Raw genomic sequence first — 15462 nt, 5'->3', positions numbered from 1 at the left:
GCCCACAGCAGGCGGAGACAGGGTGGCGGACGATCCCTATACGACCCTGGGCGTTGCGCGCGATGCCGATGCGGACGCGATACGCAAGGCGTACCGCACCCTGGCGCGCAAGCACCACCCCGACCTCAATCCGGGCGACAAGGCCGCCGAGGAACGCTTCAAGGCGGTGTCGGCGGCGAACGACCTGTTGTCGGACAAGGATAAGCGCGCCCGCTACGACCGCGGCGAGATCGACGAGACCGGCCAGGAGCGCCACCAGCCGCGTGGGCCGGGGCCCGGCGAGCAGGGCCGGCAGCGTCGCTACCGGGACTATGCGGAAAGCGATGCGGGTCGCCGCTATGGCGCGGCAGGAGCCGGCGCGGGAGCGGCAGGTTGGGGTGAGGAGGATCTCGGCGATATCTTCGGCGAGTTCTTCCGTCATGGTGGCGGGGCGGCGAGCGGACCGGCCCGTGGCCGCGACGAGACCTACGCGCTGGACGTGGCGTTCGTCGACACCATCGCCGGCGCCACCCGTCGCCTGACCCTGCCGGACGGCCGCACGCTCGACGTTCGCATCCCGCCCGGCATCGAGGACGGCACCACGCTGCGGCTGCGCGGTCGCGGCGGCGCCGGGCGCGAGGGCGGCCCGGACGGCGATGCGTTGATCGAGATCCGGGTGCTGCCGCATGCGCTGTTCCGGCGCGTCGGGCGGGATGTGCATCTCGACCTGCCGGTGACGCTGAAGGAGGCGGTGCTGGGCTCCAAGGTTCCGGTGCCCACGCCGTCCGGCACGGTCTCGCTCAGCGTGCCGCCGGACTCCGATACCGGTCGCCAGCTCAGGCTGCGCGGCAAGGGTGTGGCGGCGCATGGCGGCCACCCGGCCGGCGACCTGTATGTAACGCTGCGGCTGCATGTCGGCGCGGTGGACGACAGCCTGCGCGACTTCCTGCGTGGCTGGACGCCGCCCGCCGGGGTCGATCCGCGCGCCGATCTTGAGGGGGCAGCATGATCACGATCGAGACCCTCTGCGTCGAGGTGCGCGGCCTTGCGCGCGACGATGTCGAACGCTGGATCGAACGCAGCTGGGTGCGCCCGCACGGCGGATCGGGGCGCTACGAGTTCGGCGACATCGACGTCGCCCGCGTGCGGCTGATCCTCGAACTGCGCGAGGAGCTGCGGGTCAACGAGGAGGCGCTGCCGGTGGTGCTTTCCCTGCTCGACCAGCTCTACGAGGAGCGCCGCCGCCTGCGCCGGGTGCGCGACCTGCTCGACCAGGCCGGCCCGGAGCAACGCGCGGCGCTGCTGCGGCTGATCGAGGATGCCCGGGAGTAGCCACATGGCGCTGATCAACTACGTCACCACCATCCAGTTCGAGTTCGGCGCGGTCCGCCTGCTGCGGCAGGAATGCGACCGGCTTGGCATACGGCACCCGCTGGTGGTGACCGATCCCGGCGTGCGTGCTGCGGGACTTGCGGACCGGGTACTGGCCGAGCTCGACGGGCTGGAGCCGGCCTTGTTCGGCGACACCCCGTCCAACCCGACCGAGGCCGCGGTCCGCTGCGGCGTTGCCAGCTACCGGGCCGGGGCTTGCGACGGCATCGTCGCGGTCGGCGGCGGCTCCTCGATCGATCTCGCCAAGGCGGTGGCGCTGGCGGCGACCCATGACGGCCCGCTGTCCTCGTTCGCTGTGATCGAGGGCGGCGCGGCGCGGATCACCGATGCGGTGGCGCCGGTCATCGCCATCCCGACCACCGCCGGCACCGGCAGCGAGGTCGGGCGTGGCGCGATCATCATTCTCGAGGATGGCCGCAAGGTCGGGCTGCTGTCCCCGTACCTGATCCCGCGCGTGGCGCTGTGCGACCCGGAGCTGACCTTCGGTCTTCCGCCCCGGCTTACGGCGGCCACCGGCATGGACGCCATCTCGCACTGCATCGAGACCTTCCTGGCGCCGTCCTTCAATCCGCCGGCGGACGGCATCGCGCTGGAAGGCCTGCGGCGCGGCTGGTCGCACCTGGAGATCGCGGTGACGACGCCGCAGGATCGCGACGCGCGGCTGAACATGATGTGCGCCTCGATGATGGGCGCGATGGCCTTCCAGAAGGGCCTCGGCTGCGTGCACAGCCTGAGCCACGCGCTCGGCGGCCTCGATCCGCGCCTGCATCACGGCGTGCTGAATGCGGTGCTGCTGCCGGCGGTGCTCGCCTTCAATGCGGAGGCGCCGTCGGTCCGCGCCGAGGGCCGCATGGCGCGGCTGGCGCTGGCGATCGGACTGCCGGAAGACGGCGACGTCGTGCAGGCGGTGCGCGACCTCAACCGCCGGCTGGAGCTGCCGGCCGGCCTCGGCGTCCTGGGCGTGGAGCCCGCCCTGTATCCCCGGATCATCGAGCGCGCCCTGGCCGACCACTGCCACCGCACCAACCCGCGGGCGGCTTCGGAACAGGATTACCGGGAGATGCTGGAAGCCTCGGCCTGAGCTGGCGGGCGCCGTGCTTGAAGCGTCACCCCGCCGCGACTACGATGCGGTATCGTATCAAATGCGAGCATCTCATGGACACTCCTGACGCCCCGGTACCTGCTTTACGGATACGACTGCGGGACCAGCACAGGGCGCGCAAGGTTATCGATCAGGAATACCCTTTCAAGTGCTGCGCCGTGTGCGGCCTGCAGTTGCCGGCCTGCCTGCAGATCGCCCATCTCGACCATGACGCGTCCAACAATGCTCCGGATAATCTGGCCCGCCTGTGCGGGACCCATCACTGGATGTACGATTGTGGCCTCTATCCGATCGAGGCGATCCGCCTCTTGCAGGCGCACTGGCAGACCAACCTCGATCGCACCGACCACAAGCCACGTATGAAGGATGCCGGTACGAAAGCCGGGTTGGTCCGCAAACGCCGCGCGGCCGCCCAAAAGGCCGTGGCGACCCGCCGCACGAAGGCGGCGTCAGTTGCGACGGAACCTGCCTAGGTCACGACGGGTCCGGCTTGGCGGCGACGGGCAACGCGCCCTGCCTGAGCAGCCTGATCTCCCGCATCCGCTGGCTGATCGAGGCCAGCGCGGCGTAGAATCCCCGGTGCGCTTCGATGCGCAGGCGGTTCACGACCGTGCGCCGGAGCAACAGGATCCTGGCCCGCTGCTCGATGATGTTGGTGGTGTGGTGACGGTAGGCGGGGTCGCCGAAGCCCATCTCGACACGGTCGAAGCGGCCATTCCCGATGAGGTCGCGCAGCATGTGCTGCCACAGGGCCGTGCCGGGCGAGAAACGCTGCAGCGAGCTGTCGTGGAACAGGCGATGCACCAGGAAGGTCCGCCTGCACTGCGAGCCCAGCGCGAGCCCGACGACGCGCGATCCCGCCCGCAGGACATAGCAGAGCAGCAAGCCATGCTTGCAGGCCAGGGCATAATGCTCCGGGCTCAGGATGGCGTCATCAGTGGCGCCCAGCTGCTCGATCGCCCGATACAACTCGTGCAGCCGGCTTGCGCGATCGATCGCCACCAGCGTCAGCTCGTCGCCGAGATGCTCGGATAGCAGCCGCTCCTGGCGCTGCAGGTTGTAGCGTCGCTTCTTGCCGAGGCCGCGGTGATAGGCGTCAAGCGAGGTCGGCACCTCGACGGCGTGGCAGTTACGCAGCCCCTCGGGCTTGTAGACGTAGAAATGCTCCCTGATCACCGCCGACGTGGCGAGGTAGCGCCAGGTGAAGCTGCCCTCGCGCACCGCCATCAGCGAGATCGCACTCGCCTCCGGGTGGTGCCGCGCCAGATGCAGGAACAGGCTGTCGAAGGCTTCGGGCTCCTCGACCAGCATCGGCTCGCTGCCGAGCAGCATCAGGCCATGCGGCCGCAGACGGTACATCAGCTTCGAGCGCAGCATGAACTGCAGCCCGATCTCGGTCGCCTTCAACGGCACGATGCCGACGATGGTGTTGCGCGCCGTCTCGGTGATGGCCAGCAGGTCACCCTCGACATCACCGCTCTCGCGCCGGAACTCGTCGTAACTGTCGCTCTGGTAGATCGCCCCGGGCCGGTCGTTCCTGCAGAACAGCTGGTTCCAGCAGGACCGGACTTCCATCCTGGACTGGTGGGTCGCCAGCGACGTGACCGTAAATCGGGTGGCGTGGCGGATCGGCAGTGACGGCAGCCAGGTAGCCGCGACCACTTGCTCGAGCAGTGCAGACCGTTGCATCCGGATTCCCATCAGGCCACCGCCGGGGTGATGGATCGGATCCATGCCGGCAGTCTGAAACATAGGCTGTGCAACGACTTACCACGCCAATCGCAACGAAGACAGCCGCCGGCAGGCCGCTCGCCGTGACATCGGCGATAACGAACCGTCGGGTGCAGGTGGCCCCGGCTTGCGGACCTCGTCCCTCGCCATCCGGACCCCGATCCGCTAGGCACGCGCCATGCTGCAAATCGACTCAATGACCTTCAACGCCTGGGGGCGCCGGTTCTTCGACCGTGCGAGCGTCACGCTGCCGCTCGACACCAGGGTCGGTCTGGTCGGGCGCAACGGCGTCGGCAAGTCCACCCTGTTCCGGCTGATCAAGGGCGAGTTCAGCCCGGATGGCGGCGAGATCGGCATCCCGAAGGCGGCCCGGCTCGGCTCGGTGGACCAGGAGCATCCGGCCACCCCGGTCAGCCTGATCGACACCATCCTGGCCGCCGACATCGACCGGGAGGCGCTGCTGACCGAGCTCGACACCGCCGAACCCGAGCGCATGGGCGAGATCTATGCCCGCCTGACCGAGATCGACGCCGACCGCGCGCCGGCCAGGGCCGCCGAGATCCTGAACGGGCTCGGCTTCTCCACCGAGGACCTGACCCGGCCGATGGCGGAGTTCTCCGGCGGCTGGCGCATGCGGGTGGCGCTGGCCGCCGCCCTGTTCGCGCAGCCCGACATGCTGCTGCTGGACGAGCCGACCAACTACCTCGACCTGGAAGGCGCGCTCTGGCTGGAAGCGCGCCTGAAGAAGTACCCGCACTCGGCGCTGATCATCAGCCACGACCGCGAGCTGCTGAACAACTGCGTCGACGCCATCCTGCACGTCACCGACGGCAAGCTCGAATACTACACCGGCGGCTATGACGACTTCGAACGCCAGCGCGCCGAGAAGCAGCGGCTGCTGTCGTCGGCGCGGGTCAAGCAGGAGGCCGAGCGGGCGCATCTGCAGAGCTTCGTCGACCGCTTCCGCGCCAAGGCCAGCAAGGCGGCGCAGGCGCAGTCGCGCATGAAGCGGCTCGCCAAGCTGGAGCCGATCTCGGCCACCATCGAGGAGCGGGTGGTGCCGTTCACCCTGCCGTCGCCGGTGCGTCCGCTGGCGCCGCCGCTGATGCGCCTCGAGCACGTCAACATCGGGTATGGCGACGCGCCGCCGGTGCTGCGCGACCTCAACCTGCGGCTCGACGTCGACGACCGCATCGGGCTGCTCGGGGTCAACGGCGCGGGCAAGTCCACCTTCGCCAAGATGGCGGCCGGCGCGCTGCCGATCGCCTCCGGGCGGATGCAGCGCGAAGGCCGCATCAAGGTCGGCTGGTTCCACCAGCACCAGATCGAGGCGCTCGATCCCGACGACACCGCTCTCGACATCATGCGCCGCGCCCGCAAGGACGACAGCGAGACGGTGCAGCGCTCGCGCCTGGCGCAGTTCGGCATCGCCTTCCAGAAGCAGGAAACCACGGTCGCCAACCTCTCCGGCGGCGAGCGCGCGCGACTGCTGCTCAACCTGGTGGCGATGGAAGCGCCGCACCTGCTGATCCTCGACGAGCCGACCAACCATCTCGACATCGACAGCAGGCGGGCGCTGCTGGACGCGCTGAACGACTACGAGGGCGCGGTCATCCTGATCACCCACGACCGGTCGCTGATGGAACTGGTCGCCGACCGGCTGTGGCTCGCCGCCGACGGCACCATCGTGCCGTTCGAGGGCGACATGGACGACTACGCGAAGTTCGTCATCGAGCGCGCCAAGGGCGGTGCGGCGCCGTCCCAGAACGCCAAGGCCAACAAGAAGAAGGGCAAGAAGCGGGCCTGACCGCCGATGCTGTTCAACTCGCAGATCTTCCTGTTCGGCTTCCTGCCGGTGGTGCTGGCGGCCTACTACGCCTGCGGCACCGCAAGGCAGGCGCGGCTGCTGGTGCTGGTCGTCGCCTCGCTGGTTTTCTATGCAAGCTGGAACTGGCACTACGTGCCGCTGCTGGCCGGGCTCACGCTGCTGAACTGGCTGCTCTCGAACGCATACGGACGTAGCGGCCGCAAGGGGTGGCTAACCGCAGGCGTGGTCATCAATCTCGCGACGCTCTGCGTGTTCAAGTATGCGAATTTCCTCGCGACCAACATCGACGCGCTGTTCGGGCGCGTGCATTCGCCCTGGCCGATCCTGCTGCCGCTCGGCATCAGCTTCTTCGTGTTCCAGAAGATCGCCTATCTGGTCGACCTGCGCCGCGGCGGCAGGCGCATCCACGGGCTGCTCGAATTCGCCGCCTTCGTGACGTTCTTTCCGCAGCTGATCGCCGGGCCGATCGTGCGCCATACCGAGATCGTGCCGCAGTTCGACCGCGCGCGTCCGACAGGGACGCCGATGCAGGACATCGCGCGCGGGCTTGCCCTTATCACCGCCGGGCTCGCCAAGAAGGCCGGACTGGCCGACAGCATCGCGGTCAATCCGGATGCGCTGTTTGCGCTCGCCGCCACCGGGCAACCGCTCGGCCTCGTCGGCGGTTGGGCGGCGGCGGCCTGCTACACGCTGCAGATCTATCTCGATTTTTCCGGCTATTCCGACATGGCGATCGGCCTCGCCCTGATGTTCGGCCTGAAGCTGCCGTTCAATTTCAACGCCCCATACAGTGCCACCTCGCTACGCGATTTCTGGCATCGCTGGCACATGACGCTATCGCGGTTCCTGCGCGACTATCTCTACATCCCGCTCGGCGGCAACCGTCGCGGCGAGACGAGGCAGATGGGCAACCTTGCCGCCACCATGCTGCTTGGTGGCTTGTGGCACGGCGCCGCCTGGACCTTCGTCGCCTGGGGCGGGCTGCATGGCGCGGGGCTGGTGGTCAACCATCTGTGGCAGCGCGCCGGCGGACGGCTGCCGCGCGCCGCCGGCTGGATGCTGACCCTGCTGTTCGTCATGGTCGGCTGGGTGCTGTTCCGAGCGCCGGATTTCCACGCCGCGTGGCTCATGATGGGCGCCATGGCCGGGTTGCAGGGCGTCGGCCATGTGCATGTACGCAACGCGGCGGTGGTGATGCTGGCGGCCTTGTGCGTGTTCATCGGCCCGACCAGCCAGGCGGCGATGCTGGACCGCCTGGCGCCGCGCCCCTGGCTTGCGCTGCCGATCGGCGCGGCGCTGGCTTTTCTCGTGATCCTCGTGGGTGGCGGCATTCCGAGTGAGTTCATCTATTTCCAGTTCTGAGGAGCGCCGCTCCGAGACGCGGTGGCGGCGCTTCCTGGCGGTGCTGCTGCTCGCGACCGTCATCCCGCTGGCGCTCGTCTATCTGTTCGTGGTGCTCGTCGATCCTTGGGGCATGCTGCCGCTGCACCTGCCGATCACGCGGGTGCCGATCTCGACCAATGCGCGCTACTCGTTCCCGGCGCTGGCGATCGACCCGGAGTTCGACGCCGTCATCGTCGGCACCTCGACCAGCCGGCTGCTGCGTCCCGCCGTGCTCGATGCGCCGTTCCATGCCCACTTCGCCAACCTCGCGATGAACGCCGCCACCGCCTGGGAACAGGAGCGACTGCTGCTGCTGTTCGCCCGCACCCATCCGCAGGCCCGCGCCCTGATCCTCGGGCTGGATGCCTCCTGGTGCCTGGCCGGGCCCGATACTCCACGCCTGACCGGACGGCCGTTCCCGGCCTGGATGTATGGCGGCACACGATGGCGCGGCTACGGGCAGATGCTGAGCCTGTATGCCGTGCAGGAGGCGGCCAACCAGGCGAGTGCCGCCCTCGGGCTGAAGCGCAAGCACTACGGCGTCGACGGCTACACCAACTTCCTCCCGCCGGACGCCGCCTACGATCCCCGGCGGGTGGATGCGATCTTCCGAAGCTGGGGCCACGTCGACAACAGCCCGGCCGGCGCGGCGCCGATCGACCTGCCATACATGAACGGGCTGCCCTCGCTGCTCGGGCGGCTACCGCGCGGCGCGGTCAAGCTGCTGTATCTTCCGCCGATCACCGACGAGACGATGGGCGTCGCCGGCAGCCGGACGCGCGCCTCATGGGACAGGTGCAAGCAGCTCGCGATCGACGTCGCCGGGCGCACGCCGGACAGCATCGTGCTGGACTTCGCGCAGCCCGACGCCGTCACCCTGTCGCACGGCAACTTCTGGGACCCGCTGCACTACCGCATCGGTATCGCCGACCGCGTCATGCAGGACATGGCGGCGTCGCTGGGCGATCCGCATGCAGCCGCGGCGGAGTTCCGCATCCTGGCGTGGAACCGCGATCACTGATCTTTTGCCGTGATCCGGACTTGTCAGACCATTCGATCCGTCGTGCCATCGACGGTGACACCAGCTCCAGGAGCTTTCACCATGCGTATCCTCATCCTCGGCGCCGCCGGCATGCTCGGCCGCAAGCTGGCCGAGCGCCTCGCGCACGACGGCCAGCTTGGCGGCCAGTCCGTCGACACGCTCGACCTTGTCGACGTGATCACCCCCGCCGCCCCGGCCGGGTTCAAGGGCGAGGCCAACTGCCAGGCCGGCGACCTGTCCGAGCCAGGCACCATGGCGGCCATGGTGCGGAGCCGCCCCGACCTGATCTTCCATCTGGCCGCCATCGTTTCCGGCGAGGCCGAGGCGGATCTCGAGAAGGGCTACCGGATCAATCTCGATGGCACCCGCCTGCTGCTCGATGCGATCCGTCTCGAAGGCGAGGGAAAAGGCTGGAAGCCGCGCGTGGTATTCTCCTCCTCGCTGGCGGTGTTCGGCGGCAGCTTCCCGGCGGTGATCCCCGAGGAATACGTGCTGACCCCGCAGACCAGCTACGGCACCCAGAAGCTGATGGGAGAGCTGCTGCTCGCGGACTACGCCCGTCGTGGCTTCCTCGAGGGCGTCGGCATCCGCCTGCCGACCATCTGCGTGCGCCCCGGCAAGCCGAACCGCGCCGCATCGAGCTTCTTCTCCGGCATCATCCGCGAGCCGCTGGCCGGCCAGGAGGCGATCCTGCCGGTCGGCGAGGACGTGCGCCACTGGATGACCAGTCCGCGATCCGCGATCGGCTTCCTGATCCATGCCGCCACGCTGGATATCGCCCTTCTCGGCGATCGGCCCAACCTCAGCATGCCGGGCCTCTCGGTGACGGTGGGCGAGCAGATCGCGGCATTGCGCGAGGTGGCCGGCGACCGTGTCGCCGGGCTGATCCGCCAGGAGCGCGATCCGGTCATCGAGCGCATCGTGGCCGGCTGGGCGCAGGCGCTGGATGCCAGCCGTGCCGAGGCGCTGGGCTTCACCGCCGAGAAGCACTTTACCGATATCGTATGGGCGCATATCGAGGACGAGTTGGGCGGCCGTATCGGCTGAACCCGGGCGCCCGCTGCTTCAGGAGGCGCACGACAGGAAGGAAAACGCCTTGCCCGACCAGACTTACGACCAGCGCGGCGCGAACCCGGCTGCCCTGGTCGAGGCGATACGCAAGGCGAAACTGCGGCTGATCCCGCTGTTGCTGGTGATGTACACGCTGGCCTTCCTCGACCGCGTCAATCTCGGCGTCGCCAAGCAGGCGCTGCAGTCCCAGGTCGGCATCTCGGGCGCCGCCTTTGCCCTGGGAGCCGGCCTGTTCTTCGTCACCTACGCGGTGTTCGAACTTCCAAGCAACCTGATCCTGCACCGCGTCGGTCCGCGCGTCTGGATGGCTCGGATCATGATCACCTGGGGCCTGGTGTCGGCCGCCACGATCTTCGTGACCGGCGATACCTCCTTCTACGGCCTGCGCCTGCTGCTGGGCGCTGCCGAGGCCGGCTTCTTCCCGGGCGCGATCCTGTTCATGACATACTGGTTTCCGTCCGCGGAGCGCGGCCGGGTGATCGGACTGTTCTATCTTGGCTATCCGCTGGCGCTGCTGTTCGGCAATCCGGCCTCGGGCGCGCTGCTCGACCTCGATGGCTGGCTCGGCCTCGCCGGCTGGCAGTGGATGTTCCTGATCGACGGGCTGCTCGCCTCGGTCGTCGGCATCGGCGTGCTGTTCTGGATGCCGGACAGTCCGGACTCGGTGCACTGGCTCGAGCCGGACGAGAAGCGGGCGCTCAACGCGGCGATTGCCGCAGAGGGCGAGGAGAAGCGCGCGGTCGGTCGGCACAGCCTGCTCGACGCCTTCCGCGACGTGCGGCTGCTGCATTTCATCGCCATCTACTTCGCCCTGCAGATCGGCAGCTACGGCGTCACCTTCTACCTGCCGACCCAGGTCAGCGAGCTGGTCGGGCGCAAGATCGGCTTCATCGTCGGCCTGGTCTCGGCACTGCCCTGGGCCTGCGGGATCGCCGTCACCCTGTTCTGGCCGGCAATGGCGGTACGGCTCGGCCGGCGGCGCCTGTTCGGCGTGATCTCGCTGCTCGGCATCTCGATCGGCATCGCGGTCTCGGCGCAGGCACCGCCGGTGATTGCCATCATCGCGCTCTGCGTCGCCGCCAGCGGCATCATCAGCGCGCAGCCGGTGTTCTGGACCTTCCCGGCCGACCATTTCGGTGGCGTCGCGGCGGCGGCGGCGTTCGCGATCATCAATTCGCTCGGCAATCTCGGCGGTTTCGTGGCCCCGAACCTGCGCGAGTGGGCGGATCATCATTTCGCGGTGCACGGCGCCGGGCTGTATGCGCTGTGCGCCTCCGGCCTGATCGCAGCCGTGCTGCTCCTGCTGTTGCCCGAGCCCAGGGCGGCGACGCTGCAGGGGAATTGACCCGGTCTGGCCTGGCGCAAGCCGGGCGGCTTCATGCGTCGGCCGGACGGGAAGGTTCGAAACCCGACCGGGTATATCCAGGACCGGATACCCAGGGACTAGCCCCGGGGATCCGGTCCTGCCAGTTGCACTATCTCCGGGTGGAGCGGGCCGGCGCAAACGGGCTGTGCGGCGAGTGTACGAGGAAGCCGATCAGGTAGCCGGCGGCCCCGATCGCGACCACCGAGAGGATCGGCTGGCGCTTGGCCGTCTCGCCGATAGTGCGGCTGGCCTGGGCGCCGGCGTCCGCAGCGCTATGCGCGTATTCGCTGGCCTGGGCACGTGTCGCTCGCGCCGCATCGCGCACCTGGTCGGCCGCCTGCCCGGCAAGGCGGGAGCCGGCGTCGGCGAGATCTGCACCCTGCTCCTTGAGGTCGTCGATCTGCCCGCCGAACTTGCCCTCCAGCTTGCCGGATGCCTGGTCGATCTTGCCATCAACCTGTGTGGTCGGCTTGCCGGTCAGGCCGCCGAAGCCATCCTTCACCTTGCCGACCGCGTCCTTGATGGCGCCCTTTGCCTCATGCTTGTCCATCGATGGTTCCTTTCGTTTCGTTGTTTGCCGGTCTGGCCGTTGTTTGCTGGTCTGGCAGCCTGACAGTCAGATCCTGGACGTCCGGCCGGCCAGGGTTGCGATATCCCGACGCGGGGAAGCGATGAGACCCCCGCCGGTCGCGGCGAGCGCACCGATGAGCAGGCCGACGAACGCCATGAAGGAGGCGCGCGAGGCTGCGCTGGCGCTGGCATCGGCGGCCTGGGTGGCCATCGCGACCGCCTGCTGGCGCGTCTGGTTGACCTGCGCCTCGACGTTGTTGACGCGTGCCTGGGCCTCCTGCGGCGTGATGTGAGCCTGGGCGGCGACGATCGCGGTTATGCGCTGGCGGGCGGCATCGGCCTTGCCGGGTGCGGCAAACAGGTCCGGTACTTCCTGCGCGATGGCGTGGGCGGCATCGGGCGCCGACATCGTCGCGGGATCGGCGGGCGGCTGGTTGTTGATCAGCGCGGTCAGCTGCTTCTGGATCCCGTCGGGCGTGATGCCGGCAGCCTGGGCGGCCTGCGGCGCCGCAGCCTTGACGCCGTCGCCGAGGGCGGAAGCAGCGCCGCCGACTACCGATGTCGCGGCTGACAGGGTGCCGCCGAGAGCGGAGAACGCGCCGCCGACCAACCCGCCGACGGCGGTTGTGATCAGGTAGACGGTGAGCAGCAGGGCCAGGCCCCAGACCACCAGCCCGTGCATGGCGCCATCGAGGCGAGACGCGACGCCTGCCAGGCGAGCGGCGACGTAGCTGCCGGCGATCAGCGACAGGATCGTGCTGACCAGCCACCAGACCCCGGCACCGCTGCCGAGGCTGGAGGCGCTCGCGCTGTCGGCATGACCGGGATTGATCAGGCCGAGGCCGACGCCGGTGCCGAGAATGGCGAGTGCGATCTGGATCGCGACAACCAGGACGACGCCGCAGAAGATCGCCGACCAGGAGACGCGGACGCGCGTGCCGTCGCCCGCGGCCGGATAGGCCGCGGTCGCGTCATAGGAAGTGGACATGATTACAGAGGCTCCAGGAATGCTTGTGCGGCACCGGTATCGATCCGCAGCGGGTCTACTTCGTCGCGTCGCGCACCTTGTCCTTGAACGCTCCGGTCTCGGCCTGCGCCTCGCCCGCCGCCTTTTCCGCGCTGCCCTCGGCGGCTGTCACGCGATCCCCGGTCACCTTCCCGAAGGTCTCCTTGAGAGCCCCCTTGATCTTTCGGGCACCGCCCTCGATGCGATCCTTGTCCATGCTCGTCCTCCCGTTGCGAAAGCGGCCGACATGGCCGGCGTCGCGGTATGCCATGGAACGAGAAGTGGGCGGACTGGTTTCGTAGTCAAGTCACTGATAACCGCAGATTTTTACGGAAATACCTGGTGCTATTTACTTACTCGCCTGGGTCAAACGTACTGTGCGACCTGGTCATCGGACCGTCCGCTCTCCACGGTGCGGGTGGTCACGCGGTCCGGTCGGCGCCAGTTGCCCGCGCGGCGCCGGGCTTGGATTGCAGGGAGGCATGGAGCTCATCCATCGACATCCGTCCCTCGAACAGGACGATCTCCGGATCCGCAACGGCGATGTCCCGATCACCGTGCAGGGCGCGATGATTGAGCAGGAGCGCCTCGACTATGTCCGAGACATACTGGGAGACTTCGTCCCGGCTGGCAGGGCGCCCGCGTCTTCGTATGAAGGCGCGCCTGAAGCCCCGGATGAAGGCGTCCTTCGGCAACATGATCTTCTGTCGCGCCGCCGCGGGATCTCCGTCGGCCCGGAAGCGATCGGCCGGCGGCCCTGATGATCGATAGTACCAGTTGCCCGCCTGCAGCCGTTCAACGGCATAGTCGAGATAGTCGCGCCATGGGCCGGAGTGACCCTTGAGGTAACCGGCATTGCCGTTGCGGTCCGCCAGATCGATCCGCACTCCCCTGTCGGCATCCTCGAACCGGTCCGGGCCAACTTGCTTCAAGGCCATGGGGGCCGCCCGTCCGGGCAGAGCCGGCTGGGTCTCGGGCCGATGCGGCCCGGCATCGTGTCCAGCATGGAGCTGTCGAAATCCGCGCAATGGGGCCAGAACGGCGGTTCGCCCAGGACCATCGTGGCGCGTGGCCGGCTATCCGGGGGTGCCGCGTCCCTTGCCCTGGTGCACACGGGCGGCGTCATCCGCCTTGCCTGTGGGCTGCTCCGTGTGTTTCGCCGTGGTTGCCGCATGATTGCCGGTCACTTTCCCGAAGGCATCCTTGATGGAGCCCTCGAGCCGGCGGTCGCTGCCTTCGCTGCGATGATTGCCATCCGACGTCCCCCTGTCGGCACCGCTGTCCCGTCCACGGTCGGAGTGGGTCGAACGCCGCTGAGAGACAGTGTTCGTTACATCGAGTCTGTGGTCAACCTCCTGAAAAGGCTGATCATTACGCCTCCATCCTGGTCCTTTCGAACCGGCCGGCTGGTTCTTTTGCCCTGGTCCCGTCCGGCGATGCTGACGGGAACGACGATCTCCCGAGCCGTCCAGGCCGCGTTCGCGCGCCCAGATCACCGCGGCCGCCCGGCGATTGACGCCGATCTTGGCGTAGATCGCGGCCATATGATTGCGGATCGTCACACGCGACAGGCCGAGCCTTGCCGCAATCGCAACATCGTCCAGGCCTCCCGCCGCCAGGGTCAGGACCTCATGCTCGCGTTGCGAAAGGTCGGTCGTCTCCACCTGGGGGCGACTTTGTCCGGCCCGGGCCAGGTTGGCGAGCTTCTCGACGATGCGCTGCCCGAACCACGACGTGTCCTGCATGACCGCCTCGATGGCGGCCAGCAGTTCCTCCTGCGAGCGCTTCCGGGCCGTGATGTCCTGCATGACGCTGATGATGCAGGGCTCGCCCTGGATGGTCCCGGTTTCCGCCGACAGCAGGTAGTCGACCACCTCGCCATGCTTGGTCCGCAGCCGCACGTCCAGGCTATGCACGTGGCCAAGGTTGCGCAGCTCGTCGTGGATGCGTAGGTGGGCTGCCTCGTCGCCCCAGAGCTGCAGTTCGGCCATGCTCCGGCCGATTGCCTCGGTGCGGTCGTAGCCGGTGGCGGCGATGAAGGCGTCGTTGACATCGAGCGTCCGGCAATCCTCGAGTGCGCTCACCATCATCGGACCGGCCGCGATCCGGAACGCCTTCGAGAAGCGCTCCTCGCTGTGCTTCAGCGCCTCCTCGGCACGCCGTCGCGGCTCCAGGTCGGCAAACGAGAACAGCATGCAGGCATCGTCACCAACCTCGATCGGCTGCCCGGCCACGATCACCAGCTTGCTGCCGCCGTCGGCGAGCCTGAGCGTCGCCTCCATCTGCGGGATGGTGCGCCCCTCCTGCAGCCGCGCCACCGCCAGGTCACGATCGGACGCGGCCTCCAGCACGTCGACGTCGTAAAGCAGGCGGCCGAGCAGCTGCTCGCGCGCGAAGCCGCTCAGGTCGACGAAGCCCTGGTTGACCTTGACGTAGCGGAGATCGCTGAGGCGGCAGATGATCGCCGGCGCCGGATTGGCTGCGAACGTCGCCTCGAAGCGCTCCTCGGCGCTGTAGCGATCGGTCTCGTCGTTGATGATCAGCACCAGGCAGTCCGGCCGTCCGTCCGGGGTGTTCAGCACCAGGCTGCGCAGCCGGTGGGTCCAGCGCGCCGGTTCGCCGGGTGGCCCGACCTCGACCACCACCTCGTCGAACGCCTCGCCGGCCATGATGCGTTCCATCGGGTAGGCGCCCTCCGGCAACCGATGGTTGTTCCGGTAGCGCAACTCGAAGCGGGCACGATACTCGTCGATCGTCGCACCGAGATCGGCGATATCGACCACTCCGTGCATGTCGAGCGCCGCCTTGTTCGCCCAGGCGATGGTCTGGTCCGGATCGATGATCAGCACGCCGTCATCGAGGCCCAGGATGATCTGCTGCAGCTGCGTGCGATCCGCGCGGCGATGCGGAATGCTCTCTGGCATCGTGCTCGCTTCGGAAGGGTTCGGTGCTGGTTCGGCTTCGCGGCTCATGGCCATGGCAACGCGGCAGG

At 68.3% G+C, this 15462-nt stretch carries 15 protein-coding genes; 9 read left to right on the top strand and 6 right to left on the bottom strand.

Annotated elements, in window-relative coordinates; all coding sequences use genetic code 11:
* The first annotated feature begins 22 nt into the window (after positions 1–22).
* The 4 genes from FE263_RS14350 to FE263_RS14335 all read left to right on the top strand — a co-directional run bounded on the left by FE263_RS14350 (position 23) and on the right by FE263_RS14335 (position 2946).
* Entirely contained in the window at positions 23–988 is a 966-nt protein-coding gene (locus FE263_RS14350; protein ID WP_138326723.1) for a DnaJ C-terminal domain-containing protein, read from the top strand.
* On the top strand, positions 985–1311 hold the full coding sequence (locus tag FE263_RS14345) for a chaperone modulator CbpM (protein ID WP_138326722.1): 327 nt from the start codon (positions 985–987) through the stop codon (positions 1309–1311). Before FE263_RS14350 ends, FE263_RS14345 begins: the two co-directional genes overlap by 4 nt.
* A 4-nt stretch (positions 1312–1315) precedes the next feature.
* On the top strand, positions 1316–2452 hold the full coding sequence (locus FE263_RS14340; protein WP_138326721.1) for an iron-containing alcohol dehydrogenase: 1137 nt from the start codon (positions 1316–1318) through the stop codon (positions 2450–2452).
* A gap of 74 nt (positions 2453–2526) precedes the next feature.
* Positions 2527–2946, top strand: coding sequence for a hypothetical protein (locus FE263_RS14335; protein WP_138326720.1), 420 nt, complete (start codon positions 2527–2529; stop codon positions 2944–2946).
* A gap of 1 nt (position 2947) precedes the next feature.
* On the opposite strand, the gene FE263_RS14330 is transcribed toward FE263_RS14335, so the two are convergent.
* The gene (locus FE263_RS14330) at positions 2948–4162 is read right to left on the bottom strand and encodes a GNAT family N-acetyltransferase (protein WP_171034118.1); all 1215 of its coding nucleotides are present in this window, start codon (positions 4160–4162) and stop codon (positions 2948–2950) included.
* Between the two features lie 220 nt (positions 4163–4382).
* Here FE263_RS14330 and FE263_RS14325 point away from each other — a divergent pair, with 220 nt between their 5' ends.
* The 5 genes from FE263_RS14325 to FE263_RS14305 all read left to right on the top strand — a co-directional run bounded on the left by FE263_RS14325 (position 4383) and on the right by FE263_RS14305 (position 10873).
* A complete protein-coding gene (locus FE263_RS14325; RefSeq protein WP_138326718.1) occupies positions 4383–6011 on the top strand; it encodes an ABC-F family ATP-binding cassette domain-containing protein in 1629 nt (542 codons plus the stop codon).
* Between the two features lie 6 nt (positions 6012–6017).
* Positions 6018–7394 carry an MBOAT family O-acyltransferase gene (locus FE263_RS14320; protein WP_138326717.1) on the top strand — a complete coding sequence of 459 codons (1377 nt, stop codon included), beginning with the start codon at positions 6018–6020 and terminating at the stop codon, positions 7392–7394.
* Positions 7369–8436, top strand: coding sequence for a hypothetical protein (locus tag FE263_RS14315; RefSeq protein ID WP_205880391.1), 1068 nt, complete (start codon positions 7369–7371; stop codon positions 8434–8436). The genes FE263_RS14320 and FE263_RS14315 overlap by 26 nt, the downstream gene beginning before the upstream one ends.
* A gap of 81 nt (positions 8437–8517) precedes the next feature.
* The gene (gene denD, locus FE263_RS14310; protein ID WP_138326716.1) at positions 8518–9504 is read left to right on the top strand and encodes a D-erythronate dehydrogenase; all 987 of its coding nucleotides are present in this window, start codon (positions 8518–8520) and stop codon (positions 9502–9504) included.
* Between the two features lie 49 nt (positions 9505–9553).
* Positions 9554–10873 (top strand): MFS transporter, encoded by a 1320-nt coding sequence (locus tag FE263_RS14305; RefSeq protein ID WP_205880390.1) that lies wholly within the window; start codon positions 9554–9556, stop codon positions 10871–10873.
* A 130-nt stretch (positions 10874–11003) separates the two neighbouring features.
* Here FE263_RS14305 and FE263_RS14300 read toward each other — a convergent pair whose 3' ends face one another.
* The 5 genes from FE263_RS14300 to FE263_RS14280 all read right to left on the bottom strand — a co-directional run bounded on the left by FE263_RS14300 (position 11004) and on the right by FE263_RS14280 (position 15394).
* The gene (locus FE263_RS14300; RefSeq protein ID WP_138326715.1) at positions 11004–11444 is read right to left on the bottom strand and encodes a CsbD family protein; all 441 of its coding nucleotides are present in this window, start codon (positions 11442–11444) and stop codon (positions 11004–11006) included.
* Between the two features lie 66 nt (positions 11445–11510).
* Positions 11511–12452 (bottom strand): hypothetical protein, encoded by a 942-nt coding sequence (locus FE263_RS14295; protein WP_138326714.1) that lies wholly within the window; start codon positions 12450–12452, stop codon positions 11511–11513.
* A gap of 55 nt (positions 12453–12507) precedes the next feature.
* Entirely contained in the window at positions 12508–12687 is a 180-nt protein-coding gene (locus FE263_RS14290; RefSeq protein ID WP_138326713.1) for a CsbD family protein, read from the bottom strand.
* Positions 12688–12892: 205 nt separating this feature from the next.
* A complete protein-coding gene (locus FE263_RS14285) occupies positions 12893–13408 on the bottom strand; it encodes a hypothetical protein (RefSeq protein ID WP_138326712.1) in 516 nt (171 codons plus the stop codon).
* A gap of 138 nt (positions 13409–13546) precedes the next feature.
* Positions 13547–15394 carry a PAS domain S-box protein gene (locus tag FE263_RS14280; RefSeq protein ID WP_138326711.1) on the bottom strand — a complete coding sequence of 616 codons (1848 nt, stop codon included), beginning with the start codon at positions 15392–15394 and terminating at the stop codon, positions 13547–13549.
* Between the last annotated feature and the right edge of the window lie 68 nt (positions 15395–15462).

The sequence above is a fragment of the Lichenicoccus roseus genome, from assembly GCF_005844085.1.
In the GTDB taxonomy this organism is placed as follows: Bacteria; Pseudomonadota; Alphaproteobacteria; order Acetobacterales; family Acetobacteraceae; genus Lichenicoccus; species Lichenicoccus roseus.
This window is presented reverse-complemented; position numbering and strand designations above follow the sequence as displayed.